Origin of the sequence: Isoptericola sp. F-RaC21, assembly GCF_038593535.1 — a bacterium.
Taxonomy (GTDB): domain Bacteria; phylum Actinomycetota; class Actinomycetes; order Actinomycetales; family Cellulomonadaceae; genus Isoptericola.
This window is the reverse complement of the sequence record NZ_JBCFYX010000001.1, coordinates 1089602-1112789: the sequence shown is the minus strand read 5'-3', so window position 1 is coordinate 1112789 and position 23188 is coordinate 1089602. Positions and strand designations below refer to the sequence as shown.

Below are 23188 nucleotides of genomic sequence, written 5' to 3'. Positions count from 1 at the left end.
GGCCGCGCGTACGGTACGAGCGAGGCGGGAGCCGGGAGGGGGAGGGCCGTTGTCCGACGACCGATTCCGGGCGCTCGTGCTCGAGGACGACCCTGACTCGGCGGAGTTCGTCCGCATCGCGCTGGCACGGTACGGCGGGATGCATGTCGACCTCGCCGGGGATGCCGAGGAGGCGCTGGCGGCGCTGCGCCGGTCGACCTACGACGTCCTCGTGAGCGACATCCAGCTCCCGGGGCGGTCCGGCCTGCAGATCCTGCCCGAGGTGCGGGCGATCGACCCGACGCTGCCGATCATGATCGTCACCGCGTTCCCCACCATGAACAACGCGGTCACGGCGCTGCGCGAGGCCGCCGACGACTTCCTCGTCAAGCCCGTCGCGGCGTCCACCGTCGTGGAGCGCGCGACCGAGCTCGCCCAGCGCGCCCGCACGGAGCGAGAGACGTCACGCCTGCGGATCCTTGCGGTCGGCGCCCACCCGGACGACGTGGAGATCGGGGTGGGCGCGACCCTGGCGGCGCACGCCGCCGCGGCGGACGAGCTCGTGATCCTCACGCTCTCGGGCGGCTCGGTGGGCGGCCTGGCCGAGGCGCGGCACGAGGAGTCGCTCGCGGCCGCCGCGGTCGTCGGGGCGCGGCTCGTGCACCTCGACTTCCCGGACACCCACCTCGACCCTGCGGCGGGCGTGATCGGGGCGATCGAGGAGGTCGTCGCCGAGGTGGCACCGCACCGGGTCTACACCCACAGCGCGCACGATCGGCACCAGGACCATCGAGCCGTGAACGGTGCGGTGCAGATCGCGGCCCGCCAGGTGCCGAGCCTGCTGTGCTTCCAGAGCCCGTCGTCCACCGTGGAGTTCGCGCCGAACCGATTCGTCGACGTCGACGGCTTCATCGACACGAAGCTGCGGATGCTCGCGGAGTACGTGTCACAGGCGCACCGGGACTACATGCAGCCCGACGTGGTGCGCGCCACGGCCCGGTACTGGGCTCGGTTCAGCCCTGCCCAGGACGTCGAGCCGCTCGAGACGGTGCGGGACAGCGAGACCGTGGCACGGACGTCCGCGGTGCGGGCCGTGCCCGCCGTCGACGGGCAGGGCTCCGATGCGCCCGTCCGGCTCCCCGACACGGCCGTGAGGATCCCCGAGGAAGCCGTGCGCGAGGCGAACGGCTGATGCCCGACGACGCCCGGCGCCTCCAGGAGGTCTACGGGCGCGTCATGTCGGCGTGGTTCGCGGACGACGCCGTGGGCCTTCGACAGCTGCCCGGCACGGTGTCCCTCGCGGTCGTGCTTGCGTACCTGTCCGTCGATCGCGTCGAGGGGACCCCGGCACTGCTGGCGGTCGCGGGGCTGGTGGTGGCGGCGGTCCAGCTCGTGGGCAGCCTCGGCCGGTGGGGGCGCTGGCCACGGGGCTGGCGGTACGTGCTCCCGCTCGCGCAGATGCTCGCCGTCGGGCTGCTCGGGGTCGGCTCGGGGACGCCGGTGGGGACCTTCGACGTGCTGCTCTTCCTGCCCGTGGTGAGCCTCGCGCTGCAGCCCGGGGTCCGCGGGCTCCTCGTCGCCCTGCTGGGCTCGGTCCTCGTGCTGTTCGTCCCGTCGCTCCTGCCCGGCGCCGTGATCGACAGGGAGCACCCGACGCTGCACGCGGCGGTGGGCCTGCTCGTCGTCGGGTTCGTGGCCGTGGGGGCGCACGGGATCGTCGGCGTCGCGCGCCGTCAGGCCTCCGAGCTCGCGCGGGTGCGCGACGAGCTCGCCGCCGGCGCGCGGAACCTGCGCGACTCGCGGGACACGCTGCGCGGCATCCTCGACGCCGCGACGGAGCAGGGCTTCGTTGCCACGGACGAACGCGGCCGCATCGTGCTGGCCAACCCGGGGGCCGCGCGGATCCTCGGCCGCCCGGTCCAGGAGCTGGTGGGCCACGACGTGGCGGTGCTCGTCTCCGCGGCCGCTCTGGCGGCCCGGCTCGCCGAGCCCGGGGCACCCCGCGCCGTCGACGCGGCGAACCGCGTCGTCCTGGGCCGCGCCGTCGCGGGTGAGACCCACGTGGAGGACTGGGTCGTCGTCCTGCCCGACGGGACCCCGCGGCACGTCGAGCTCACGGTGACCGAGCGTCCGCCGTTGTCGGGCCGGGAGCCGGAGCTCCCGGCGGGATACCTCGTCGTCCTCACCGACGTCACCGCCCGGTACGAGGAGCAGCGGACGCAGGACGATTTCATCGGCCTGGTGAGCCACGAGCTGCGCACGCCGCTCGCGTCCGTCCTCGGCTACCTCGACCTGCTGCAGATGGAGGGAGACCGGCTCGACGCCGAGCAGCGGGAGTACCTGGCCGTCATCGCGCGCAACGCCCGGCGGCTCCGCACGCTGGTCGACGACCTGCTGACGAGCGTGCAGATCGTCTCGGGCACCTATGTGCTCGCCGCCGAGGACGTGGACGTGGTCGCGGTGGTGCGGGAGGCGATCGTGAGCGAGCTCCCCGCGGCCGAGTCGGCGGGGATCGAGATCCTGGTGGACGGCGACGCGCAGGTCCCGCTGGTCTCGGACGCCGGCCGGCTGGGGCAGGTGGTCGACAACCTGCTCAGCAACGCGGTCAAGTACAGCCGGCGCGGCGGTCGGGTCCGGGTCACCGTCACGGCCGGCGCGACGACGACGGGCGCCCGCCTCGCGCGCCTGAGCGTCGCCGACGAGGGCATCGGGATCTCCGCGGACGAGCTCGGTCGTGTCACCGAGCGCTTCTACCGCTCCCGCGACACCCGGCGCCGCCACGTGCGGGGCGTCGGCCTGGGGCTGACCCTCGTGAACCAGATCGTCCGCGACCACGGTGGCGAGATGACCATCCGCAGCCGGCCGGGCCAGGGCACGGAGGTGGAGGTCACGCTGCCCGACCTCCAGCGGTCGCGCGCAGCGGGTGACCGGTCCTCAGGGTGACGCCGACGGCGCGGGCGCCTCGCCCCAGGCCGACCGGAGCGCGGACCAGTGGCCCGCCGTCAGGTGCGAGTACGGCGTGACGTTGACGTCCTCGACGCCGTGCGTCCCGGCCGCCCGGACCGTCTCGGCCATGAGCGCCGGAGGGATCGCCTGGGGCGGGTCGGCATCGGCCGAACCGGCCCACAGCCCGACCGACATCGTGAAGCGGGACATGCCGAACCCGGCCGCCTCGAGCGCGGCGGTGAGCCGCTCCACGTCCGCGGGCGACCGGTCCTGCGGGCCCACGTACGCCCAGACCACCAGGCGGTCGGCGGCACGCAGGAGGATCTGGTAGTCGTGCCCGCTCGACGCGGCCCCGGCCGCAGGGTCGTCCCAGTCGACACGGACGTCCATCGCGAGCTGGATCTGCTCGCCGTCGCCTCCCCGCACGGCGTCGAGCGCCGTCCGCATCCGGCCGAGGAGGCCCGCCAGCACCTGAGAGCGCCACGCCCCGAGCTCGGGGGCGTCCTCGTCGATCGCGCCGCCGGCGTCGCGCGGCCAGTCGTCGGCACCCGTCATCTCGCGGTAGAGGTCGAGGTCGTCGTCGCCGAAGCTGTACCGGTTGAGGAACAGCTCCGTGACGGCGATCTGGCTCGGGTCGTACCGCTCGCCCAGCGCGGCCACGTACTCCACGAGCCGGTCACCCACGGCGCCGTGGTCGAGCTGTGAGGCCGACGCCTGGTACTTCGCGGTCGTGCCGTCGGCGGAGACGCCGGCGACCGACGGGTCCGCGGCGATCCACGCGGGGACGTACGCGTCGACGATCAGGCCGACCTGCCGCGTCGTGCCGTCGGCGGCCTCGTGCAGGGCGCGGGCCGCCCGGGCGAGATGGTCGGCACCCGGCTCGGCGGCCGCCTCGGGGTGGGCCGGCCAGTCGAAGGCGGTGAACTCGACGCGGCCGGCGTTGAGGTCCACGCCGTTCGCCCCCGCGGCGTCGAGGTGCCGGTCGACCGCGGCCCAGTCCGTCGCAGGGTCGGTCACGACACCGAAGTCCACGCTGACGGACCGCTCCTCCTCCGGCGGCTCGGCGGGGCGCATCGCGGGCGGGACGTCCTGCCACGGTCGGGCGACCAGGACGGCCGCGGCGACCGCGGCGAGGAGCGCCACGGCCACCGTCAGGAGCCAGGGCCATCGTCGTCGACGAGGCCGCTGACCGACACCGTCCCGCTGCGGTCGAGCTTGTTCCATCGGTTCTCCGCGTTCCCTGCCTCGAGCCGCGCGGCGTCGAGCAGCACGAACGTCATCATCGTCGAGTAGACGGGCCACAGCGGCAGCGTCCACAGCTGCCGCAGGTCGCCGGGCGCGCGGTCGAGGAGCACCGCCAGCAGCAGCAGGGCGAGCGAGAGGGGCACGCCGATCAGGAGGATCCAGGCCCACCACGACGACGGCACCCACGCCGCTCCGTCGACGAGCACCAGGGCGACCAGGGCCACCATGGCGAGCACCTGGACGAAGGGCGCCACGATCTGCGCGAGGGTGTTGTAGAGCAGGTACGGCCCGAACGCGCCGTACCGCGGGTTGCCGACCATCGACCGGTGCAGCGCCGTCACCTGGAGCAGGCCACGCGCCCACCGGACCCGCTGGCGCCAGAGCCCGCGCACCGTGGACGGCGACTCCGCGTACACGAGAGCGTCGGGCGCGAACGTCACCCGGTAGCCCTCGCGGTGCACCCGCCACGTCAGCTCCAGGTCCTCGCCCAGCGTGTCGGTGTGCAGCGGGCCGACGCGCTCGAGCACGTCCCGACGGAACGCGCCGATGTTGCCCGACACGACGGGCAGGCACCCCAGCACGTCGAGGGCCCGCCGCATGAGCCCGGTGCCGACGTGACTGATGAGGGACAGCAGCCTGGTCTGCACCCGGTCGAGGTTGACCGGCCGGTCGTTGCCGCACACCGCCCCGACGCGCTCGTCGCGGAACCCGCGCAGCAGACGGGTGACGGTGTCCGGACGGAACAGACCGTCCGCGTCGACGAGCACGAGCACCTCGCCCCGAGCGGCGGCGATCCCGGTGTTGAGCGCGGCGCCCTTTCCGGCGTTCTCCTGGCGCAGCGCCCGCACCTGCGGGTGCGCGTCGGCGAGCCGCTGCATCCGCTCGAAGGTGTCGTCCGACGAGCCGTCGTCCACGCACACCACCTCAAGCGCGGGGTGCTCGCTGCGCAGCACCGACCGCACGCAGTTCTCGATCACCACGGACTCCTCGTACGCGGGCACCACGACGCTCACGGCCGGGGCCTTCGCGAACATCGGGCCGCAGCCGGCCGATCCGGGGTCGTCGCGGCGGCGCCGGGCCTCGAAGACGAGCGCTGCCGGCACGAACGCGAGGCGGACCACGCCGACGACGAGCAACGACAGGCTCAGCACCAGGACGAGGGCGGCGACGACGGACGTCATGTCCGGCCCGGCCAGTCGTCGAGGACCGCGTCCAGCAGCTCCGGGGCCCCGGCGGACACGGCGCCGAACCGGGCGTTGACCTCGAGGACCACGGGGGTCCCGTCGGTGAGGCGCCGTACGTCCATGTCCAGCGGCCCGACCAGGTCGAGCGCCTCGGCCGTCCGGGCCGCGAGCTTCGCGACGTCGTCCGCGGCGCCGTCGGGAAGGCGTTCCACCGCGGTCGCGTTCCCGACGCGCCCCTCCTTGCGACCGGTCTTCTCGAGCACCACGACGACGCAGCGGCCGTCGGCGGGGGAGCGGTACACCTGGGGGCTGTACTCCGTTCCGGGGGCGAAGGTCTGCACCACCCAGGAGGCGTCGGTGCCGGCCCAGACCGGGTCCCGAGGGTCCTCGACGACGTGCACCCCGCGCCCGCCGCGGGCGACGCGGGGCTTGACGACGACAGGGCCGTCGGCCCACTCGAGGGCCTCGGCGGCCGATCCCAGCGCGTCGGCGGGCAGGTGCCGCGGGACGGTGACGCCCTGGCGCTCGAGGGCCCACATCGTGAGGAGCTTGTCGGCCGCGACGGCGGTGGGTCCCGGGGCCGACAGCACCACGGCGTCCCGGAGCCCGGCGGCCGCGGCGAGCACCGCGAGCCGGGGCAGCTCGTCGGACACGGTCGGCACGACCAGGCGTGGCCGGTGGCGCCGGAACAGGTCGAGGGTCGCGGCGTCGTAGGCGGGGTCGGCGGCGGCGGGCACGGCCTCGACGGCGTCGTAGCCGGCCCCGGGGGACGGCGCGAGGTCGACCCCCACGACGCGCCTGCCGGCGGCGTCCGCGCGCCGGGCGAGCTGCGGGCCGAGGGCCCTGCCGGCCGGGCCGGCCGAGCCGGTCACCACGATCGTGTGCTGCCCCGGCGCGTCACCCATGCTCGGATCGTAGGGGCCGGCCTGCACGGATGCAGCCGGGGCCGGCCTCAGAGCGTCCTCGCGGACAGGGCGTCGCAGTCGTCCAGCGTGCCGCCCTCGTACCCGATGGTGAACCAGCGCACCCGCTGCTCGGACGATCCGTGCGTGAAGCTCTCGGGGCTGATGCGGCCCGTCGCCTGCTGCTGGATGTGGTCGTCGCCGACGGCGGCCGCCGCGTCGAGGGCCTGGCGCAGCTCGGCCGGGGAGACCGGGTCGAGGAAGGTCACGCCGGTGTCCGGGTCGACCTCCGTCGCCGCCGACCCCGCCCACATGCCCGCGAGGCAGTCGGCCATGAGCTCGATGCGCACGGAGTCGGACTCGGGCCCGGTGCCGCCCCGGTCGGCGGCGTCCATGGCGCCGATGAGCTGCTCGACGTGGTGGCCCACCTCGTGCGCGACGACGTACTCCTCGGCCAGCGGCCCGCCCTCGGCGCCGAACTGGGAGGTGAGCTGGTCGAAGAACGACACGTCGACGTAGACGGTCCGGTCGGGCGGGCAGTAGAACGGTCCCGTCGCGCTGGTGGCGGCGCCGCAGCCCGTCGTCGTCGACCCCGAGAAGCTCTCGACCGGCGGCAGCGAGTACTCCACGCCGGCCTGCTCGGGCAACACGCGACCCCAGTAGGCGTCCAGCGACTGCACGGTCGCGGAGAGCCGGCACTCGCGGTCGCTGTTCGCCTGCTCGGCCGTGCAGGCGTCGACGTACTGCTCCTGGCCGTCGCCTGCGGGGGCTGCGGCGTCCTGGACCGCGCCGCCCAGCGCGCCGGTCAGCTGGCCCAGGTCGCCGCCGCCGAGGAAGACGGCCAGGAGCGCGACGACGATCGCGCCGATGCCGCCGCCGACGACCGCGCCGCGCCGTCCGCCCCCGCCCTTGCGGACCCGGCCGCCCTCGAACTCGCCGCCCTCGTTGAACGTCACCCGCTCACGGTAGGTCGGCGGTGCGGCCGCCGCGCGCGAAAGGACGGGACCCCGGGACGCCGCCGCCGTAGGGTGCGGCCATGCTCGCAACGGTGACCGGTACGGTGCTCGCCCTCGGTGGCGGCGGCTTCTCCCAGTCCGACGACGGGACGTCGGCGATCGACGACCACCTGCTCGATCTCACGGGCAAGGGCACGCCGAAGGTGTGCTTCGTGCCGACGGCGAGCGGGGACGACGCGGGCTACGCGCGCCGCTTCTCGGAGGCGTTCGCCGGGCGCGCCGAGGCGTCGGTGCTGTCGCTGTTCTGCCGCGAGCCGTGGGGCTACGCCGACCCGCAGGTGCTGCTCGAGCAGGACGTCGTGTACGTCGGGGGCGGCTCGACGGCGAACCTGCTGGTGGTCTGGCGCCGGCACGGGCTGCCCGGCATCCTCGCCGAGGCCGCCGCGAACGGCACGGTCCTCGCGGGCATCAGCGCCGGGATGAACTGCTGGTTCGAGTCCTCCTCGACCGACTCGTTCGGCCCGCTCGCCCCCCTCGACGACGGGCTCGGCTTCCTGCCCGGCAGCGCCTGCCCGCACTACCTGGGAGAGGCCGACCGGCGCAACGCCTACCTCGGCTGGGTGGCCGCCGGGACGCTTCCGGACGGGTACGCCGTCGACGAGCACGCCGCGCTGCGCTTCGTCGACGGGGTGCCCGTCGAGGCCGTGAGCGAGCGTCCGGACCGCCCCGTGCTGCGGGTCGAGCGGGACGGCGACGGCGCGCGGGAGGTCCCCCTCGACGTCCGGCGGCTCGCCGGGGCCTGACGCCGCCCGCCGGCGCCTGCTCAGTACTCCGTCGGCGTCTCGACCGACTGCCAGTGCCACGGCTCCGGCAGCCGCCCGTCGGGCTCCGCCCAGCCGGGGTGGGTCCAGCCGTGCTCCTCGGCGTGCTCCTTGAGCCAGGCGTACCGCGCGCCGTCGAACCCCTCGGGGCCCATGGAGATGTCGACGGCGGTGCCCAGGCCGTGGTTGGAGCAGCCGGGCGGCGCGGCCAGCGGGTTCGGGTCGTCCGGGTTGTACACCGCGACCTGCTGGTCGTAGCTGCGGTAGGCGGAGTTCACGGTGAGGTGCTGCCCGAACTCGGCCCGGTACGCGGCGTCGAGCGCCACCAGCCCGTCGAGCACGTCCGCACGGACGGAGTACCGCGGCGCCCACGGGATCGGCGCGAGCTTCGTCGCGGCGATCTTCCCGGCCTGCGGGAACCACACCTGGTCGGGCTCCGGGCAGACGGCGGCGTCCTGCGCCGTCATCAGGGCGGTGGTGGCGTCGTCCAGCGTGGCGCGCTGCGCGGCCAGGTCGGCGGCCACCGCCTCGGCCTGCGCCAGGTCCGCGTCCCCGAGCCGCTCGTGGGCGCTCGCGGCGACGAGGTCGTCGGCGGTGCCGAGGGCCTCCCGCGCCGCCGCCCGGGCCTCCTTGCCCGCTCCCCGGCCGTCCGCCGCGAGCTCGTCGGTCGCGGCCAGCACCTGCTCCGCGCGCCGCGTCAGCGGGCCGAGCGCGTCGCGGGACTCGCCCGCCTGCGCACGGGCGAAGGCCAGGCGCGCGGACTGCACGGCCGCGACGTCGTCGTCGAGCCGCGTGCCGAGCGCCGGGGCGTCGCCGGGCAGCCGGTCGAGGACCGGCGTCGCGTCGAGCAGGGCGTGGGCGTCGTCGATCGTCGCGGCGAGGTCGGCGCGGACGTCCGGGTCGGCCACGCGGTCGGCGGAGCCGTCCAGGGCGTCCTGGGCGACGACGAGCCGGGCGGACAGGTCCTGCGTCTCGGAGCGCAGCACCCAGGCCAGCGCGCCGCCGGCCCCGACGAGCACGACCACGAGCCCGACGGGCACCGCGACCCGCGCGCCGCGCCGCCGCGGCCCGGCCGCGGCGCGCACGTGCCGCAGGGAGAGGTCGACGCCGCGGGCCCGCGGCCGGACCGCGGCGAGCAGCAGGGCGCCGAGCACGGCCCCCGCCGCGTACCAGGCCAGGTCGCCGGGGGTGAACGCCGTGCCGAGCACGTACCGAGCGGCCGGGAACCGCTCGACCACCTGCGCCGGGAGGTCCGTCAGCCAGGCCGCCTCGACCGCGCCGCACACGACGAGCCCGACGACGCCGGCCACGAGGGGACGGGTGCGCGGGGCGAGGAGCGCGACGAGGAGGACGACGAGCGTCGCGTACAGGGCGTCCCCGAGCGGGCCGCCGACCGCGGGCGGGAGCAGGGCGCGGCCGCCGAGGCCGGCCAGGACCACGAGGACGGCGAGGGCGGCCGTCGTCGGGCGGGGGGCACGGGTCACGCGGGAACCTTACCGATCCGGGGGTACCGACCGGGGGTAGTGGTCGGGGTGTGACCTATGTCCTCGTGGGATCGCGCCCGGAGCACTAGACTCGCCGAGGCCTCCCACCCCCTTTGTCGAAGGACACCCCTGCCTTGATCACCGCCCACGGCGTCGAGCTGCGCTTCGGCGCCCGCACCCTCCTGCACGAGGCGACGTTCCGCATCGCCCCGGGCGACCGCATCGGGCTCGTCGGCCGCAACGGCGCGGGCAAGACGACGCTCACCAAGACGCTCGCGGGGGAGACGCTGCCCGCCGCCGGGCAGATCACGCGGGGCACCGACATCGGCTACCTGCCGCAGGACCCGCGCACGGGCGACCTCGACGTCGTCGCGATGGACCGGGTGCTCAGCGCGCGCGGGCTGGACCACATCGTCGCGCAGATGCGCGAGACCGAGGGGCTCATGGCCTCGGCCGACGCCGACACGCAGGCCGCCGCGCTCGAGCGGTACCCGAAGCTCGAGGCGCGCTTCGTCGCCGCCGGCGGGTACGCCGCCGAGTCCGAGGCGCACCGGATCACCAGCAACCTCGGCCTCGACGACCGGGTGCTGGCCCAGCCCCTCCACACCCTCTCGGGCGGCCAGCGCCGCCGTATCGAGCTGGCGCGGATCCTGTTCTCCGGCGTCGACACCCTGCTGCTCGACGAGCCGACCAACCACCTGGACGCCGACTCGATCGTCTGGCTGCGCGACTACCTCAAGTCGTACAGCGGCGGGTTCGTCGTGATCAGCCACGACGTCGACCTGCTGCGCGCCACGGTGAACAAGGTGTTCCACCTGGACGCGAACCGCGGCGAGCTGGACCAGTACAACCTGGGCTGGGACGCCTACCTGGCGCAGCGCGAGCAGGACGAGCGCCGCCGCCGGCGCGAGCGGGCGAACGCGGAGAAGAAGGCCGGCGTCCTGCTGGCCCAGGCGGACAAGATGCGCGCCAAGGCGACGAAGGCGACGGCCGCCCAGAACATGATGAAGCGCGCGGAGCGCATGCTGTCCGGGCTGGAGGGGGAGCGGCGCGCGGACAAGGTGGCGCACCTGCGCTTTCCGAAGCCGGCCCCCTGCGGGCGCACGCCGCTCACCGCCGAGGAGCTGTCGAAGAGCTACGGGTCGCAGGAGGTCTTCGCCGGCGTCGACCTCGCGATCGACCGCGGGTCCCGCGTGGTCATCCTCGGTCTCAACGGCGCGGGCAAGACGACGCTGCTGCGCATCCTCGGCGGCGTGGAGCAGCCCGACACGGGCCGCGTCGTGCCGGGGCACGGGCTGAAGATCGGCTACTACGCCCAGGAGCACGACACCCTGGACATGGACGCCACCGTCGTCGAGAACCTGCGGCACTCTGCCCCGGACCTCACGGACACGCAGGTGCGCTCGGTCCTCGGCTCGTTCCTCTTCAGCGGGGACGACGCGGACAAGCCGGCGAACGTGCTGTCCGGCGGCGAGAAGACCCGCCTGGCGCTCGCGACCCTCGTCGTGTCCAGCGCGAACGTGCTGCTGCTCGACGAGCCGACGAACAACCTCGACCCGGCGTCGCGCGCCGAGATCCTGGGGGCGCTCGACACCTACGAGGGCGCGGTCGTGATGGTCACCCACGACGACGGCGCGGTCGAGGCGCTCAACCCGGAGCGGGTGCTGCTGCTGCCCGACGGCGACGAGGACCTCTGGTCGGCGGACTACGCCGAGCTGGTGTCGCTGGCCTGAGGCCGGTCCGCGGCGCCCGCCCGCGGCCGCTCGGCGGCGTCGAGGAGCGCGTCCTCGAAGTCCTCGTCCACCCGCTGCCGGCGGGGGCGCTGCGGACGCACGGCGGCGCCCGGCCGCCCGGTCCCGTCGAGGGGGTCCGGGCCCTCGCCGGCGGCGAGGAGGTCGCCCGCCGTCACGTGCACGGGTCGGGTCTCGCGCCGCCACAGCACGACGTAGCCGCCCAGCGCGCCGAGCGCGAAGATGCACCACTGCACCGTGTAGCTGAGGTGGGACCCGGGATCGGTGTCCGGCTCGGGCAGGGCCCCGGGGGTGACCGCCGCGGCCGGGTCCTCGGTGCGCAGCTGCCCGTACCCGCCCACGGTGGCGCCGTCGGCCCACGCCGCGCCGTCCGCCCCCGCCGCGAGCACCTGGTCGGTGTGGATCGCCTGCACCTGCCCGGCGGGGGTGCCGCGCGACGAGCTGGGCTCGTCGGGCCGCATCGTCATCGTCACCTCGACCTCGCCCGTCGGCGGGTCCGGCACCGAGGACGGGCTGCTGGCGTCCTCGCCCAGCGGCACGAACCCGCGGTCGACGACGATGACCATCGGCTGCCCGTCGGCCCCGGTGGTCTCGAACGGGACCAGCACGTGGAAGCCGGGCTGGCCGCCGACGGGCCGGTTGCGCAGCAGCACCGTGTCCTGCGGCCGGTACGTGCCGGTGGCCACCGCGGGGCGCCACTCGTCGTCGGCGGGCAGGACGGCGCCGGGCTCGGGCAGCAGGTCGTCCAGGGCGACCGGCTCCGCCGCGTAGTTGGACTCCACCAGGTCGATCTGCGCCTCGCGCCAGGTGTAGCGGTGCCACTGCCACACGGCGGCCAGGACGCACAGGGCGGCCAGGAGCACGGCGCCCAGGCCGAGCGTGATCCACTGCCGGCGCGTGCGCGGCGGGGCCGACGCGTCGTCGGGGACGACCGGCCCGGTGGCGGGGCGGGTCGAGGCGGGGTCGGCCGTCACGCGCGATCGAGCTCCGCGACGGGGACCGTCCGCTTCCAGAACGAGCGCGCGCCGAGGAACTGCTCGAGGTGCTCGCGGTGGTCGTCGCACGCGAGCCACACCTTGCGCCGCTCCGGGGTGTGCAGCCGCGGGTTGTTCCACAGCAGGCCCCAGGCCGCCTCGGCGCGGCAGCCCTTGGCGGAGCAGATCAGCTCGCCGGCCACCGGGTCGGCGCCCGTCCCGAGCACGTCCATCAGCGGTCTCCTCCAGGCTCTTCGGTGGGCTTCTCGTCGGTGGGCTTCTTCTCGTCCGGCACGTGGCCGGCGTCGTCCTCGTGCTCGACGACGCGATGCCCGTCCCCGCCGAAGGGCTCCGGTCGCGCGGGGTCGGCGGCGGGCAGCTCGGCGGGCGGGACGTCGACCATGGGCGACGTGTCGTAGGAGACCCGGTCGCGGCCAGCGTTGGCGAACAGCACCGCCGAGTACGGCAGCACGACGGCGGCGGCCACGAGCACCAGCCGGATCCAGAGGACGTCCACGAGGACGGCGCCCACGAAGCAGACGATGCGGATCCCCATCTGGATGAGGTAGCGCCGCGTCCGGCGCGCCTGGTCCTCCTCCAGCGGCTCGGGGGCGCTGGTGATCGAGGGGACCTCGGGGACCGGGTCCGCACCGTGGCGGCGGCCTCCGGACGGGCGCGGACCGGGAGAGGTCGCGCGGGCGTTGCTCACCCGGCCAGTCTACGGCGGCCCGCGGTGGCCCCGGACCCGGTCGTCGCGGCTCGCGCCTTGTAGGGATCCGACAAACCGCCGCGGCGACGTGTGACGCGCCGCGACCCTGCGGGGCCGCCGCGTCGGGGTACCGTCACCAGGGCGTCGGCCTCGCCGGAGCGCCTGCACCACCGCCGTCGGCGCGCCATGATGACGACGACCGCGCGGCGACCGCACCCGCCGACGCCGACCCCGCCCACGACCGCCGAGGAGAATCCGTGACCGACGCCACCGCCCCCCAGCCCGCCGCACCCACCGGCCGGGTCGTCGTCGTGACCGGCGCGGCGCGCGGCATCGGCCGCACCATCGCCGAGCGCTTCGTCGCCGCGGGAGACACGGTCGCCACGCTCTACCGGGGCGGCGACCTGCCGGCCGGGGTGCACGGCTACGTCGCCGACGTCACCGACAGCGCCGCCGTCGACGCCGCCTTCGCGGGCATCGAGTCCGACCTCGGCCCGGTCGAGGTGCTCGTCGCCAACGCCGGCGTCACGCGCGACCAGCTGCTCATGCGCATGTCCGACGACGAGTTCGAGACCGTGCTCGACGTCAACCTCACGGGCACGTTCCGCTGCGTGCGCCGCGCGTCCAAGGGCATGATCCGCGCGCGCAAGGGGCGCATCGTGCTCGTCGGCTCGGTCGTGGGCCTCTACGGCGGCCCCGGCCAGGTGAACTACTCCTCGTCCAAGGCGGCGCTCGTGGGCATGGCCCGGTCGATCACCCGCGAGCTCGGCGGGCGGGGCATCACCGCGAACGTCGTGGCCCCGGGGTTCGTCGAGACCGACATGACCGCGGCCCTGCCGGAGGCCACCCAGAAGCAGTACAAGGCGTCGATCCCCGCGGGCCGCTTCGCGGCCACCGACGAGGTCGCGGGCGTGGTCGAGTTCCTGGCCTCCGACGCGGCCGCCTACGTCTCCGGCGCCGTCATCCCGGTCGACGGCGGCCTCGGCATGGGCCACTGAGCCACCCGCCTGGTCGCCCCTCCGCCGCCACCCTCGCTACGCCCACCCTCAGCACAACCGGAAGGTCATCATGGCTCTGCTCGACGGCAAGAAGCTCCTCATCACCGGCGTCCTCACGGACAGCTCGATCGCGTTCCACGCCGCCCGCCTCGCCCAGGAGGAGGGCGCCGAGGTCATCCTCAGCTCCTTCGGGCGCCAGATGAAGCTCACCCAGGCGTTCGCCAAGCGCCTGCCCCGCACCGCCCCGGTCGTCGAGCTCGACGTGACGAGCGAGGAGGACCTCGCCGCCCTCGCGGACCGCGTGAAGGAGCACGCCGACGGCCTCGACGGCGTCGTGCACTCCATCGGCTTCGCGCCGCAGTCCGTCATGGGCGGGAACTTCCTGTCGGCCGAGTGGGGCGACGTCGCCACCGCGCTGCAGATCTCGACCTACTCCTACAAGTCGCTCATCGAGGCGGCCCGCCCGCTGATGTCCGGCGGCGCCTACGTCGGCCTCACGTTCGACGCCACGTTCGCCTGGCCGGTCTACGACTGGATGGGCGTCGCGAAGGCCGGGCTGGAGTCCGCCAACCGCTACCTGGCCCGTGACCTCGGGCCGCACGGCATCCGGTGTAACCTCGTCTCCGCCGGGCCCATCCGCACCACGGCCGCGAAGTCCATCCCGGGGTTCGCGACCATGGAGGACGCCTGGCCGCAGCGGGCCCCGCTGGGCTGGGACCAGACGACGGCGGAGCCGGCTGCGCGCGCCGTCGTGGCCCTTCTCTCCGACTGGTTCCCCGCCACGACCGGGGAGATCGTCCACGTCGACGGCGGTGTGCACGCGATGGGTCAGTGACGGGTCGGGGCCCGGAGCGGCCCCTGGAACGACCTGTGAGACGGAGCCCATGAGAGCGTTGACGCAGGCCGAGGACGAGGCGCCGACCTGGCGCCTCGTGCTGTTGCGCCATGCCAAGGCGGAGCCCGGCAAGGGCGTGATCCCCGACGACCGTCGCCCGCTGGCCCTGAACGGGCGCAAGCAGGCGAGCCGCGTCGGCATGGCCCTCACGGCAGCCGGCCTGCGGCCGCAGGTCGCGCTCGTGTCCTCCGCGCTGCGCACGCGGCAGACGTGGGACCTGGCGTCCGCGCACCTCGACGGCTCCGCGGACACGACGCTCGAGGTGCGCGACGAGCTCTACGAGGCGAGCGTGCGCGACGTCCTCGGCCTCCTGCGGGAGGTCGAGGCGCCGGCGCGGACCGTCCTCGTGGTCGGGCACGAGCCGACCATGGCGGCGACGGCGGCCTACCTCGCGGGCGAGGGGTCCGACGCCGCGGCCGTCGCCCAGGTGCGCGTCGGCGTCCCGACGGCCACCTACTCGGTGCTCGAGTCCGTGGAGCCGTGGGCCGAGTGGGGCCGGGACGGCGCCCGCCTCGTGCACGTCGGGCGACCCTCCTGACCGTCAGCCCCTGTCGGACGTCTCGGCGAGCACCGCGTCCACCGTGGTGATCTCCACCAGCGGGGCGTAGAGCCGCATCGCGTCGAGCGCCCGCGCGTGGTCGGCGGCGCTCGCGCCGGCGCACGCGTCGGCCACCACCCGCACCCGCCGACCGGCGTCCGCCGCCGGGAGCACGGTGGACAGCACGCAGCAGTCCGTGGAGACGCCGGCCACCACCAGCTCGTCGGCGTGCCCCGCCGCCGCGTCGAGCTCGGGGCCCCACTTGCCGAACGTCGCCGCGGTGACGACCGGGTCGCCCGCCGGGTCGAGCCCGTCCGCGAAGGCGTACAGCGGGTCGTCGGGCGGCACCAGGGCGAACGGCCACGCGTCGAAGTACTCCCGCCAGGCGCCGGCGGGGGCCGCGGGCGCCACGTAGCGGGTCCACACCGTGCGCCCCGCGAAGGCGGGGAGCAGGCGGCGCACGGCGTCGGCGGCGGCGTCGAAGCCGGGGGAGGCCCACGGGCTGCCCGGCCGGCCGAAGACCACCTGCATGTCGACGACGACGAGCGCGGAGGTCATGCCGGCTCCCGGGCCGTCTGCGGGGCCGACTCCTGGCGCCGCACCGCCCGCGCGGACAGCGCGAACGTGCCGAGCAGCCCCAGCGCGAGGGCCACGAGCACGCCGAGGTTCGCGCCCGCCCACTGCCCGTCGCGCCCGCCCAGGCCGAGCGGCCCCAGCAGGTAGCCCTGCCACGACAGCCAGCCGGCGTACGTGTTGGTCACGAGCCCCCAGCCGATCGCGGTGCCCGCCACGACGAGCAGCACCGCCGGCCAGCGCACGCTGCCGTACCGGCCGCGGCGGTCCGCGAGCTCGGCGTCCGCATAGTCCCGGCGGCGCAGCGCGATGTCGGCGAGCAGCACCCCGCACCAGGCGGCGATCGGCACGCCGAGCGTGATGAGGAACCCCTGGAACGGGCCGAAGAAGTCGTCGGCGACGAAGACCACGTAGACGGCCCCGAGCACCATGAGGACGCCGTCGATCGCCGCCGCCACCCAGCGGGGCGCGGGCAGGCCGAGGGACAGCAGCGCGAGGCCGGAGGAGTAGATGTCGAGGGCCGCCCCGCCGATCAGCCCGGCCAGGGCCACCACCATGAAGGGGATCAGGAACCACTCGGGCAGGAGCACCGCCAGCGCGCCGATCGGGTCGGCGCCGATCGCGTCGGCGAGCGCGGGGTCGGAGCCCGCGAGCAGCAGCCCCGCGACCAGCAGGAGCACCGGCGGCAGCGAGGCTCCGAACGTGGTCCAGCCGACGACGCCGGGACCCGAGGCCGTGCGCGGCAGATAGCGGGAGTAGTCGGCCGCCATGTTCACCCAGCCGAGGCCGAAGCCGGTCATCATGAAGACCAGCCCGCCGATCACCTGCGGCGCCTGGCCGGGCGGGATCGCCGCCACGGTCGCCCAGTCGACGTGCCCCGCGACGAGGATCACGTAGACCACCGTGAGCACGGCGGTCAGGACGGTGATGACCTGCTGCAGCCGCATCACGAGCTGGAACCCGAAGATCCCGGCGGCCACCACGACCAGCGCCACCACGGCGAGCGTCACGACCTGCGTCACGGTGCCGCCGCCCCACCCGAGGGTGCCGAGCACGGTGGCGGTGGCGAGCGTCGCGAGGGCGACGAGCACCGTCTCCCAGCCGACGGTGAGGATCCAGGACAGCAGCGACGGCAGCCGGTTGCCGTCCACGCCGAACGCGGCCCGGCTGAGCACCATCGTGGGCGCGGAGCCGCGCCGTCCCGCGAGCGAGATGAACCCGCAGGCGAGGAACGACGCCACGATGCCGATCCCGCCCACGAGGACGGCCTGCCAGAACGAGACCCCGAACGCCAGCAGGTAGGCGCCGTAGCCGAGGCCGAGCACGGAGACGTTGGCCGCGAACCAGGGCCAGAACAGGTCCCGCGGCTTCCCGTGCCGCTCGGACTCGTCGATGGTGTTGAGCGCGTTGGTCTCGACCGTCGTCGCCATGGTCCGATCCTGGCCCCTGCCAGGGGTTTCGCGCTACGGCTGCGGGGATCGGGGCTGCAGGCTCAGCGCTGAGCGGTGCCGGGGGCGCGGCCCGCGGCGGCGTCCACGGCGTCGATGACGCCGAGCACGTCGTCGAGCCGCGGCCCGTCCACGCTGAACGGGGCCTGCGCCCGCACGAGCGGCTTGGCCGCGAACGCGATGCCGATGCCGGCGGCGTCGATCATGTCGAGGTCGTTCGCGCCGTCCCCGACGGCGACCGTGTCGACCATCTCGAGGCCGCACTCGGCGGCCCACCGGCGCAGGGTGGCGGCCTTGTCGGCGCGGTCGACGACCGGGCCGACGGTGCGGCCGGTGAGCACGCCGTCGGCCACCTCGAGGCGGTTGGCGCGCCAGCGCCCGATGCCGAGCGCGGCCGCGATCGGGCCGAGGATCTCGGCGAACCCGCCCGACACGAGCCCGAACTCCCAGCCGCGGCGGTGCACCTCGCTCACGAGGTCGGCGGCGCCCGGCGTGAGGACGACGGCCTCGCGCACCGCGGTGAGGGCCTCGACGGGCACGCCGCGCAGGGTGGCGACGCGCTCGCGCAGCGAGCCGGCGAAGTCGAGCTCGCCGCGCATCGCGCGCTCGGTCACCTCGGCGACCTGCGCGCGGGTGCCCGCGTGGTCGGCGAGCAGCTCGATCACCTCGGCGGTGATGAACGTGGAGTCGACGTCGGTGACGACGAGACGACGGCGGCAAGGCTCCGCGGCCTCGACGACGACGCCGGGGTCGGGGACGGTGCTGGCGGCGGGTTCAAGCAACGACGGTGCCCTTCGGGACGACGGTGATCCCCGACTCGGAGACGGTGAACCCGCGGGCCCGGTCCTCCTCGTGGTCGACGCCGACCCGGGCCCGCTCGCTCACCACCACGTTCTTGTCGAGGATGGCGCGGTGGACCTGGGCGTGCCGCTCCACCTGGACGTTGTCCATCAGGACGGCGTCCGTGACGGTGGCCCAGGAGTGCAGGTGCGCGCCCGGGGACAGGATGGACCCTGCGACGGTCGCGCCGGAGATGAGGACACCAGGCGAGACGATCGAGTCGGCCGCGTGGCCCAGGCGCCCCGGCCCGGCGTGCACGAACTTGGCCGGCGGCAGCCCGGTGTACCCGGTGAACATCGGCCAGTCCTCGTTGTACAGGTTGAAGACGGGGTGCACGGCGATGAGGTCGGTGTTGGCCTCGAAGTAGGCGTCGATGGTGCCCACGTCGCGCCAGTAGTCCCGGTCGCGGTCCGTGGCGCCCGGCACGTGGTTGTGGATGAAGTCGTAGACCCCGGCCGTGCCGTCGGCCACGAACGCCGGGATGATGTCGCCGCCCATGTCGTGCCGTGAGTCCGGGTCGGCCGAGTCCTTGGTGACCGCCTCGACGAGGGCGTCGGCGTCGAACACGTAGTTGCCCATGGACGCCAGGACCTCGGTGGGGGAGTCCGGCAGCCCCACCGGGCTCTCGGGCTTCTCGAGGAAGTCGCGGATCCGCGTGGGGTCCTCGCGGTCCACCTCGATGACGCCGAACTGGTCGGCCATCGCGATCGGCTGCCGGATGGCGGCCACGGTGGCGCGGGCTCCGGACGAGACGTGCGCCTCGACCATCTGGGAGAAGTCCATCCGGTACACGTGGTCGGCGCCGACCACGACGACGATGTCGGGCCGCTCGTCGTCGATGATGTTGAGGCACTGGTAGATCGCGTCCGCCGAGCCCAGGTACCAGTGCTTGCCCACCCGCTGCTGCGCGGGCACGGAGGAGACGTAGTTGCCGAGCAGCGACGACATGCGCCACGTCTTGGAGATGTGCCGGTCCAGCGAGTGCGACTTGTACTGGGTGAGCACGATGACGTGCAGGTAGTGCGAGTTGATGATGTTCGACAGCGCGAAGTCGACGAGCCGGTAGATGCCCCCGAACGGGACCGCCGGCTTGGCGCGGTGCGCGGTGAGCGGCATGAGGCGCTTGCCCTCGCCGCCGGCGAGGACGATCGCGAGCACGCGGGGCTGGGTCGACGCCATGACCACGACCCTAGGGCGTCGCGGCCCCCCGCGCCCGCGACCCGCCGACCCCGCTAGGTTGGCCGGGTGAGCACGCGTATCAGCAGCCCGTCCAGCAGCCCGGCGAGCGGTCCGTTCCGGGTCGACCTGCTGACCCGCGAGTACCCGCCGCACGTCTACGGGGGCGCCGGGGTGCACGTGGCCGAGCTGTCCTCCGTGCTGCGCCGCCACGTCGACGTGCGGGTGCGCTGCTTCGACGGGCCGCGCACCGGCGACGCCGCCGAGGCGGGCGTCACCGGGTACGGCGTGCCGGCCGAGCTGGCGGGCGCGAACGCGGCGCTCGGCACGTTCGGCGTGGACCTCGCGATGGCGCAGGACGTCGCCGGAGCCGACGTGCTGCACTCGCACACCTGGTACGCCAACCTCGCCGGCCACGTCGGCGGGCTGCTGCACGGCGTGCCGCACGTCGTGACGGCCCACTCGCTCGAGCCGCTGCGGCCCTGGAAGGCGGAGCAGCTCGGCGGCGGGTACGCCCTGTCGTCGTGGGCCGAGCGCACGGCGTACCTCGGCGCCGCGGGCGTGATCGCGGTGTCGGCGGGGATGCGCGCCGACATCCTGCGCGTCTACCCCGAGCTGGACCCCGAGCGCGTGCACGTCGTGCACAACGGGATCGACCTCGCCGGCTGGCGGCGCCCGGCGGCCGGCGACGCGGCGGCCGAGCGCACGGTGCGCGAGCTCGGCATCGACCCCGAGCGCCCGGCCGTCGTGTTCGTCGGCCGGATCACGCGGCAGAAGGGGCTGCCCTACCTGCTGCGCGCCGCGGCCCGCCTGCCGCGCGAGGTGCAGCTCGTGCTGTGCGCGGGCGCGCCCGACACCGACGAGCTGCTGGCCGAGGTGCGCGGCCTCGTCGCCGAGCTGCGCCGCGCGCGGGGCGGCACCGGGGACGCGGGCCCCGGCGGCACCGGCGCCGAGGCGGGGGTGGTGTGGATCGAGCAGATGCTGCCGCGCCCGGACCTGGTGGCCGTGCTCGCGGCGAGCACCGTCTTCGTGTGCCCGTCCGTGTACGAGCCGCTCGGGATCGTCAACCTCGAGGCGATGGCGGTCGGCCTGCCGGTGGTCGGCACCGCGACCGGGGGCATCCCCGAGGTGGTCGACGACGGCGTCACGGGCGCCCTGGTGCCGATCGAGCAGGCCGACGACGGCACCGGCACGCCCCTGGACCCGGAGCGCTTCGTCGCGGACCTCGCGGCCGCCCTCGGTCGGGTGCTCGACGACCCGGCGCGCGCCGCCGCGATGGGCGAGGCGGGCCGGCGCCGGGCCGAGGACCTGTTCTCTTGGGAGGCGGTCGCCGAGCGCACGCTGGACGTCTACCGCGGCGTCGTCGCCGGGTGAGCCGGTCGCCCGGCGGCCGTCAGCCGGGCACCGAGCCGTAGGTCGCCGCGCTGAGCGCGCGCCGAGCCGTGCGCTCGACCTCGCGCAGCGCGGTGGCGCGCTGGTCGGACTGCCAGACGTTGACGGCGCCGCCCTCGTCGACCGTCGCCAGGTCGACGATCGCCAGCAGCCGGGTCGCGAGCTGCAGCACGCGGGCCCGGCGACCGTCCAGCGTGGGCACGGGCCAGCCGTCGGTGCTGCCGCTGCGCAGGCGCTCGATCGCGTCGGCGGCGTCGTCGCGCCACCGGGCGACGTCGAGGGCGTCCAGCGCGTCGGTCGCGGTGACCAGGCTCGTGCGCAGGTCCCGCTCGGCGTCGGCGAGCGAGCCCAGCGCGCCCGCCACGTGGGTCGACCACGCGGGCACGGGACGCACCTGCCAGGCCACGAGGTGCCCGGGCTCGAGGGCGCTGCCGAAGGTCGTGACCTCCGGCACCGCGGCCCACGACCCCGTCGGGGTGGCGACCATCACGCACTCCCCGGCGTCGGTCGCGTCCGCGCTGACCGCGGCGGGGGTGCCGGCGAGGTCGCCCGGCGCGGGCAGCAGGGCGCACACCTCGCGCGGCCCGGCGAGCCATGCGGTGACGAGGTCCCGCAGGCTCGCGTCGGCTGCGTCGGCTGCGTCGTCGTGGCCGGGCAGCCCGCTGACGCCGTGCGGCTCGTCGTCGCCCTGCACGCTGCGCACCACCACGCCGGGGGCGGCGCCGACGGTCGCGAGCCAGAGCGCCAGCACGACGCTGCGGGGCAGCGCGGTCGGGTCGGTCTCCACGGGCCTCAGGGTAGACGTCCCTGACCCGTCGTCGCAGGCCGTCGCGGGCTCGGGCGCGGGCTCGGGCACGGGCCGGTGACGACGTCGGGCTCGGGTAGGGTCGGGCCTCATGAGCGCGGTTCTCGACCTGCAGGGCGTCACCGTACGACGCGGTAGCACCACCATCCTCGACGGCGTGGACTGGCAGGTGAACGAGGGCGAGCGCTGGGTGGTCCTGGGCCCCAACGGGGCCGGGAAGACCACCATGCTGCAGATCCTGGCCGCGCGCTCGCACCCGACCGGGGGCACGGCCGAGCTCCTGGGGGAGCGGCTGGGCCGGGTCGACGTCTTCGAGCTGCGCCCCCGGATCGGCTTCGCCTCCGCGGCCCTCGCCGACCGCATCCCGGGCCACGAGACGGTGCGCGACGTGGTGCTCACCGCCGCCTACGGGGTCACGGGCCGCTGGCAGGAGGCGTACGAGGAGTTCGACGAGCAGCGCGCCAAGGACCTGCTCGCGGCGTTCGACGTCGCCGACCTCGCGGACCGGCACTACGGCACGCTGTCGGAGGGGGAGCGCAAGCGCGTGCAGATCGCCCGCGCCCTCATGACCGACCCGGAGATCCTGCTGCTGGACGAGCCGGCGGCGGGCCTCGACCTGGCCGGTCGCGAGGAGCTGGTGGGCGCGCTGTCCGAGCTCGCGGCGGACCCGGCGTCGCCCGTCCTGATCCTCGTGACGCACCACGTCGAGGAGATCCCGCCCGGCTTCACGCACCTGATGCTCATGAAGCGCGGCGGCATCCAGGCCGCCGGCCCGATCCACGAGGTGCTCACCGCGGACAACCTCTCCCAGGCCTTCGGGACGCCCCTGATGGTGGCCCACGGCGGGGGCCGGTGGCTGGCCCGCGCGGCGCGACCTGCCGGTCGCTGAAACGGCTTCCCGCGTCGGCTCAGGCTTGGTAAAGTCTGTGCAAAACCTGGTGGCGGGGGAGTCGTTCCTCTGAGGGATCTCCCGGCACCGCACGCTCCCGCGAGGGACGACGAGGGGAGAGGTCCATGGACTCCTGGCTGTGGTGGGTCGGAGGCGCGCTGCTGCTCGCCGCGATCGAGATGCTCTCGTTGGACCTCGTGCTGATCATGCTCGCCGGCGGCGCCCTCGGCGGCGCCGTCACGGCCGCGGCCGGCGGCGAGCTCTGGCTGCAGATCGTCGTCGCGTGCGTCGTCTCCGCGCTCCTGCTCTTCACGCTGCGCCCGTGGCTGCTGCGCCACCTGCGCCAGCGCGTCCCGCTCGTCGAGACCAACGCGGCGGCCCAGGTGGGCCGCACGGCGGTCGTCCTGGCGGAGGTCACCGAGACCGGCGGCCGCGTCAAGCTGCAGGGCGAGGTCTGGAGCGCGCGCCTGGAGGACGACGGCATCCCGAACTCCACCCCCCGGGTGCCGGTGGGCACCGAGGTGCGCGTCGTCCGGATCGACGGGGCCACCGCCGTGGTGGCTCCCGTCGCGACCACGCACGAGCAGCCCGAGCGCTCCGCCTGACGTCCCCCGGGCGCCGGCGGTCCGTCCGCTCGGCCCGGGGTCTGCACGACCCGCCGGGACGACCGGCGGAACCGTCCG

Annotated in this window: 23 protein-coding genes; 10 read left to right on the top strand and 13 right to left on the bottom strand. The window is 75.1% G+C overall.

Translation table 11 applies throughout. The features are described from left to right. The first annotated feature begins 49 nt into the window (after positions 1-49). The gene (locus AAG589_RS05190) at positions 50-1171 is read left to right on the top strand and encodes a PIG-L deacetylase family protein (protein WP_430566155.1); all 1122 of its coding nucleotides are present in this window, start codon (positions 50-52) and stop codon (positions 1169-1171) included. After that, complete coding sequence (locus tag AAG589_RS05185; protein ID WP_430566154.1) at positions 1171-2922, top strand: PAS domain-containing sensor histidine kinase; 1752 nt, start codon at positions 1171-1173, stop codon at positions 2920-2922. Before AAG589_RS05190 ends, AAG589_RS05185 begins: the two co-directional genes overlap by 1 nt. On the opposite strand, the gene AAG589_RS05180 is transcribed toward AAG589_RS05185, so the two are convergent. The 4 genes from AAG589_RS05180 to ypfJ are packed head-to-tail and all read right to left on the bottom strand — an operon-like array spanning position 2914 to position 7212. Beyond that, the gene (locus tag AAG589_RS05180) at positions 2914-4074 is read right to left on the bottom strand and encodes a hypothetical protein (protein WP_430566153.1); all 1161 of its coding nucleotides are present in this window, start codon (positions 4072-4074) and stop codon (positions 2914-2916) included. The genes AAG589_RS05185 and AAG589_RS05180 overlap by 9 nt on opposite strands. A 2-nt stretch (positions 4075-4076) precedes the next feature. Continuing rightward, a complete protein-coding gene (locus AAG589_RS05175) occupies positions 4077-5351 on the bottom strand; it encodes a glycosyltransferase (RefSeq protein WP_430566152.1) in 1275 nt (424 codons plus the stop codon). After that, positions 5348-6259 carry an ATP-grasp domain-containing protein gene (locus AAG589_RS05170; RefSeq protein ID WP_430566151.1) on the bottom strand — a complete coding sequence of 304 codons (912 nt, stop codon included), beginning with the start codon at positions 6257-6259 and terminating at the stop codon, positions 5348-5350. The genes AAG589_RS05175 and AAG589_RS05170 overlap by 4 nt, the downstream gene beginning before the upstream one ends. 47 nt (positions 6260-6306) lie before the next feature. Then, complete coding sequence (gene ypfJ, locus AAG589_RS05165; protein ID WP_430566150.1) at positions 6307-7212, bottom strand: KPN_02809 family neutral zinc metallopeptidase; 906 nt, start codon at positions 7210-7212, stop codon at positions 6307-6309. Between the two features lie 80 nt (positions 7213-7292). Between ypfJ and AAG589_RS05160 the strand changes: the two genes are divergently transcribed. Then, entirely contained in the window at positions 7293-8015 is a 723-nt protein-coding gene (locus AAG589_RS05160) for a Type 1 glutamine amidotransferase-like domain-containing protein (RefSeq protein WP_430566149.1), read from the top strand. Between the two features lie 20 nt (positions 8016-8035). Here AAG589_RS05160 and AAG589_RS05155 read toward each other — a convergent pair whose 3' ends face one another. Continuing rightward, complete coding sequence (locus AAG589_RS05155; RefSeq protein ID WP_430566148.1) at positions 8036-9517, bottom strand: M15 family metallopeptidase; 1482 nt, start codon at positions 9515-9517, stop codon at positions 8036-8038. A gap of 134 nt (positions 9518-9651) precedes the next feature. Here AAG589_RS05155 and AAG589_RS05150 point away from each other — a divergent pair, with 134 nt between their 5' ends. Continuing rightward, positions 9652-11250, top strand: a complete 1599-nt coding sequence (locus AAG589_RS05150; protein ID WP_430566147.1) for an ABC-F family ATP-binding cassette domain-containing protein — start codon at positions 9652-9654, stop codon at positions 11248-11250. On the opposite strand, the gene AAG589_RS05145 is transcribed toward AAG589_RS05150, so the two are convergent. From AAG589_RS05145 to AAG589_RS05135, 3 genes are read right to left on the bottom strand one after another with little or no spacing between them, the layout of a single operon-like run. After that, positions 11223-12242 (bottom strand): SURF1 family cytochrome oxidase biogenesis protein, encoded by a 1020-nt coding sequence (locus AAG589_RS05145; protein ID WP_430566146.1) that lies wholly within the window; start codon positions 12240-12242, stop codon positions 11223-11225. The genes AAG589_RS05150 and AAG589_RS05145 overlap by 28 nt on opposite strands. Continuing rightward, a complete protein-coding gene (locus tag AAG589_RS05140) occupies positions 12239-12475 on the bottom strand; it encodes a hypothetical protein (RefSeq protein WP_430566145.1) in 237 nt (78 codons plus the stop codon). The genes AAG589_RS05145 and AAG589_RS05140 overlap by 4 nt, the downstream gene beginning before the upstream one ends. Beyond that, positions 12475-12951 (bottom strand): DUF3099 domain-containing protein, encoded by a 477-nt coding sequence (locus AAG589_RS05135; protein ID WP_430566144.1) that lies wholly within the window; start codon positions 12949-12951, stop codon positions 12475-12477. The genes AAG589_RS05140 and AAG589_RS05135 overlap by 1 nt, the downstream gene beginning before the upstream one ends. A 257-nt stretch (positions 12952-13208) precedes the next feature. Between AAG589_RS05135 and fabG the strand changes: the two genes are divergently transcribed. From fabG to AAG589_RS05120, 3 genes are all read left to right on the top strand, one after another. After that, on the top strand, positions 13209-13949 hold the full coding sequence (gene fabG / locus AAG589_RS05130) for a 3-oxoacyl-ACP reductase FabG (protein WP_430566143.1): 741 nt from the start codon (positions 13209-13211) through the stop codon (positions 13947-13949). A 70-nt stretch (positions 13950-14019) separates the two neighbouring features. Then, on the top strand, positions 14020-14784 hold the full coding sequence (gene fabI / locus AAG589_RS05125) for an enoyl-ACP reductase FabI (protein WP_430566142.1): 765 nt from the start codon (positions 14020-14022) through the stop codon (positions 14782-14784). Between the two features lie 49 nt (positions 14785-14833). Next, entirely contained in the window at positions 14834-15382 is a 549-nt protein-coding gene (locus tag AAG589_RS05120) for a SixA phosphatase family protein (RefSeq protein ID WP_430566141.1), read from the top strand. A 3-nt stretch (positions 15383-15385) separates the two neighbouring features. On the opposite strand, the gene AAG589_RS05115 is transcribed toward AAG589_RS05120, so the two are convergent. From AAG589_RS05115 to glgC, 4 genes are all read right to left on the bottom strand, one after another. Beyond that, positions 15386-15940, bottom strand: a complete 555-nt coding sequence (locus tag AAG589_RS05115) for a cysteine hydrolase family protein (RefSeq protein WP_430566140.1) — start codon at positions 15938-15940, stop codon at positions 15386-15388. Next, positions 15937-17385 (bottom strand): purine-cytosine permease family protein, encoded by a 1449-nt coding sequence (locus AAG589_RS05110; protein WP_430566139.1) that lies wholly within the window; start codon positions 17383-17385, stop codon positions 15937-15939. The genes AAG589_RS05115 and AAG589_RS05110 overlap by 4 nt, the downstream gene beginning before the upstream one ends. Positions 17386-17447: 62 nt before the next feature. Beyond that, positions 17448-18185, bottom strand: a complete 738-nt coding sequence (serB, locus tag AAG589_RS05105; protein WP_430566138.1) for a phosphoserine phosphatase SerB — start codon at positions 18183-18185, stop codon at positions 17448-17450. After that, complete coding sequence (gene glgC, locus AAG589_RS05100) at positions 18178-19422, bottom strand: glucose-1-phosphate adenylyltransferase (RefSeq protein WP_430566137.1); 1245 nt, start codon at positions 19420-19422, stop codon at positions 18178-18180. Before glgC ends, serB begins: the two co-directional genes overlap by 8 nt. 66 nt (positions 19423-19488) lie before the next feature. Here glgC and glgA point away from each other — a divergent pair, with 66 nt between their 5' ends. Further along, positions 19489-20793 (top strand): glycogen synthase, encoded by a 1305-nt coding sequence (glgA, locus tag AAG589_RS05095; RefSeq protein ID WP_430566136.1) that lies wholly within the window; start codon positions 19489-19491, stop codon positions 20791-20793. Between the two features lie 19 nt (positions 20794-20812). Here glgA and AAG589_RS05090 read toward each other — a convergent pair whose 3' ends face one another. Continuing rightward, positions 20813-21598, bottom strand: coding sequence for a hypothetical protein (locus AAG589_RS05090; protein WP_430566135.1), 786 nt, complete (start codon positions 21596-21598; stop codon positions 20813-20815). A 109-nt stretch (positions 21599-21707) separates the two neighbouring features. Here AAG589_RS05090 and AAG589_RS05085 point away from each other — a divergent pair, with 109 nt between their 5' ends. Together AAG589_RS05085 and AAG589_RS05080 are read left to right on the top strand one after the other, a co-directional pair. Next, a complete protein-coding gene (locus AAG589_RS05085; RefSeq protein ID WP_430566134.1) occupies positions 21708-22505 on the top strand; it encodes an ABC transporter ATP-binding protein in 798 nt (265 codons plus the stop codon). 125 nt (positions 22506-22630) lie between these two features. Beyond that, on the top strand, positions 22631-23110 hold the full coding sequence (locus AAG589_RS05080) for an NfeD family protein (protein ID WP_430566133.1): 480 nt from the start codon (positions 22631-22633) through the stop codon (positions 23108-23110). The last annotated feature ends 78 nt before the right edge of the window (positions 23111-23188 follow it).

Excerpts from the sequence above, each read along its gene's own strand:
- AAG589_RS05185 (WP_430566154.1), top strand. The coding sequence starts at position 1,171 with ATGCCCGACGACGCCCGGCGCCTCCAGGAGGTCTACGGGCGCGTCATG.
- AAG589_RS05175 (WP_430566152.1), bottom strand. The coding sequence starts at position 5,351 with ATGACGTCCGTCGTCGCCGCCCTCGTCCTGGTGCTGAGCCTGTCGTTG.
- AAG589_RS05170 (WP_430566151.1), bottom strand. The coding sequence starts at position 6,259 with ATGGGTGACGCGCCGGGGCAGCACACGATCGTGGTGACCGGCTCGGCC.
- AAG589_RS05160 (WP_430566149.1), top strand. The coding sequence starts at position 7,293 with ATGCTCGCAACGGTGACCGGTACGGTGCTCGCCCTCGGTGGCGGCGGC.
- AAG589_RS05140 (WP_430566145.1), bottom strand. The coding sequence starts at position 12,475 with ATGGACGTGCTCGGGACGGGCGCCGACCCGGTGGCCGGCGAGCTGATC.
- fabI (WP_430566142.1), top strand. The coding sequence starts at position 14,020 with ATGGCTCTGCTCGACGGCAAGAAGCTCCTCATCACCGGCGTCCTCACG.
- AAG589_RS05120 (WP_430566141.1), top strand. The coding sequence starts at position 14,834 with ATGAGAGCGTTGACGCAGGCCGAGGACGAGGCGCCGACCTGGCGCCTC.
- AAG589_RS05115 (WP_430566140.1), bottom strand. The coding sequence starts at position 15,940 with ATGACCTCCGCGCTCGTCGTCGTCGACATGCAGGTGGTCTTCGGCCGG.
- AAG589_RS05110 (WP_430566139.1), bottom strand. The coding sequence starts at position 17,385 with ATGGCGACGACGGTCGAGACCAACGCGCTCAACACCATCGACGAGTCC.
- glgC (WP_430566137.1), bottom strand. The coding sequence starts at position 19,422 with ATGGCGTCGACCCAGCCCCGCGTGCTCGCGATCGTCCTCGCCGGCGGC.
- AAG589_RS05085 (WP_430566134.1), top strand. The coding sequence starts at position 21,708 with ATGAGCGCGGTTCTCGACCTGCAGGGCGTCACCGTACGACGCGGTAGC.
- AAG589_RS05080 (WP_430566133.1), top strand. The coding sequence starts at position 22,631 with ATGGACTCCTGGCTGTGGTGGGTCGGAGGCGCGCTGCTGCTCGCCGCG.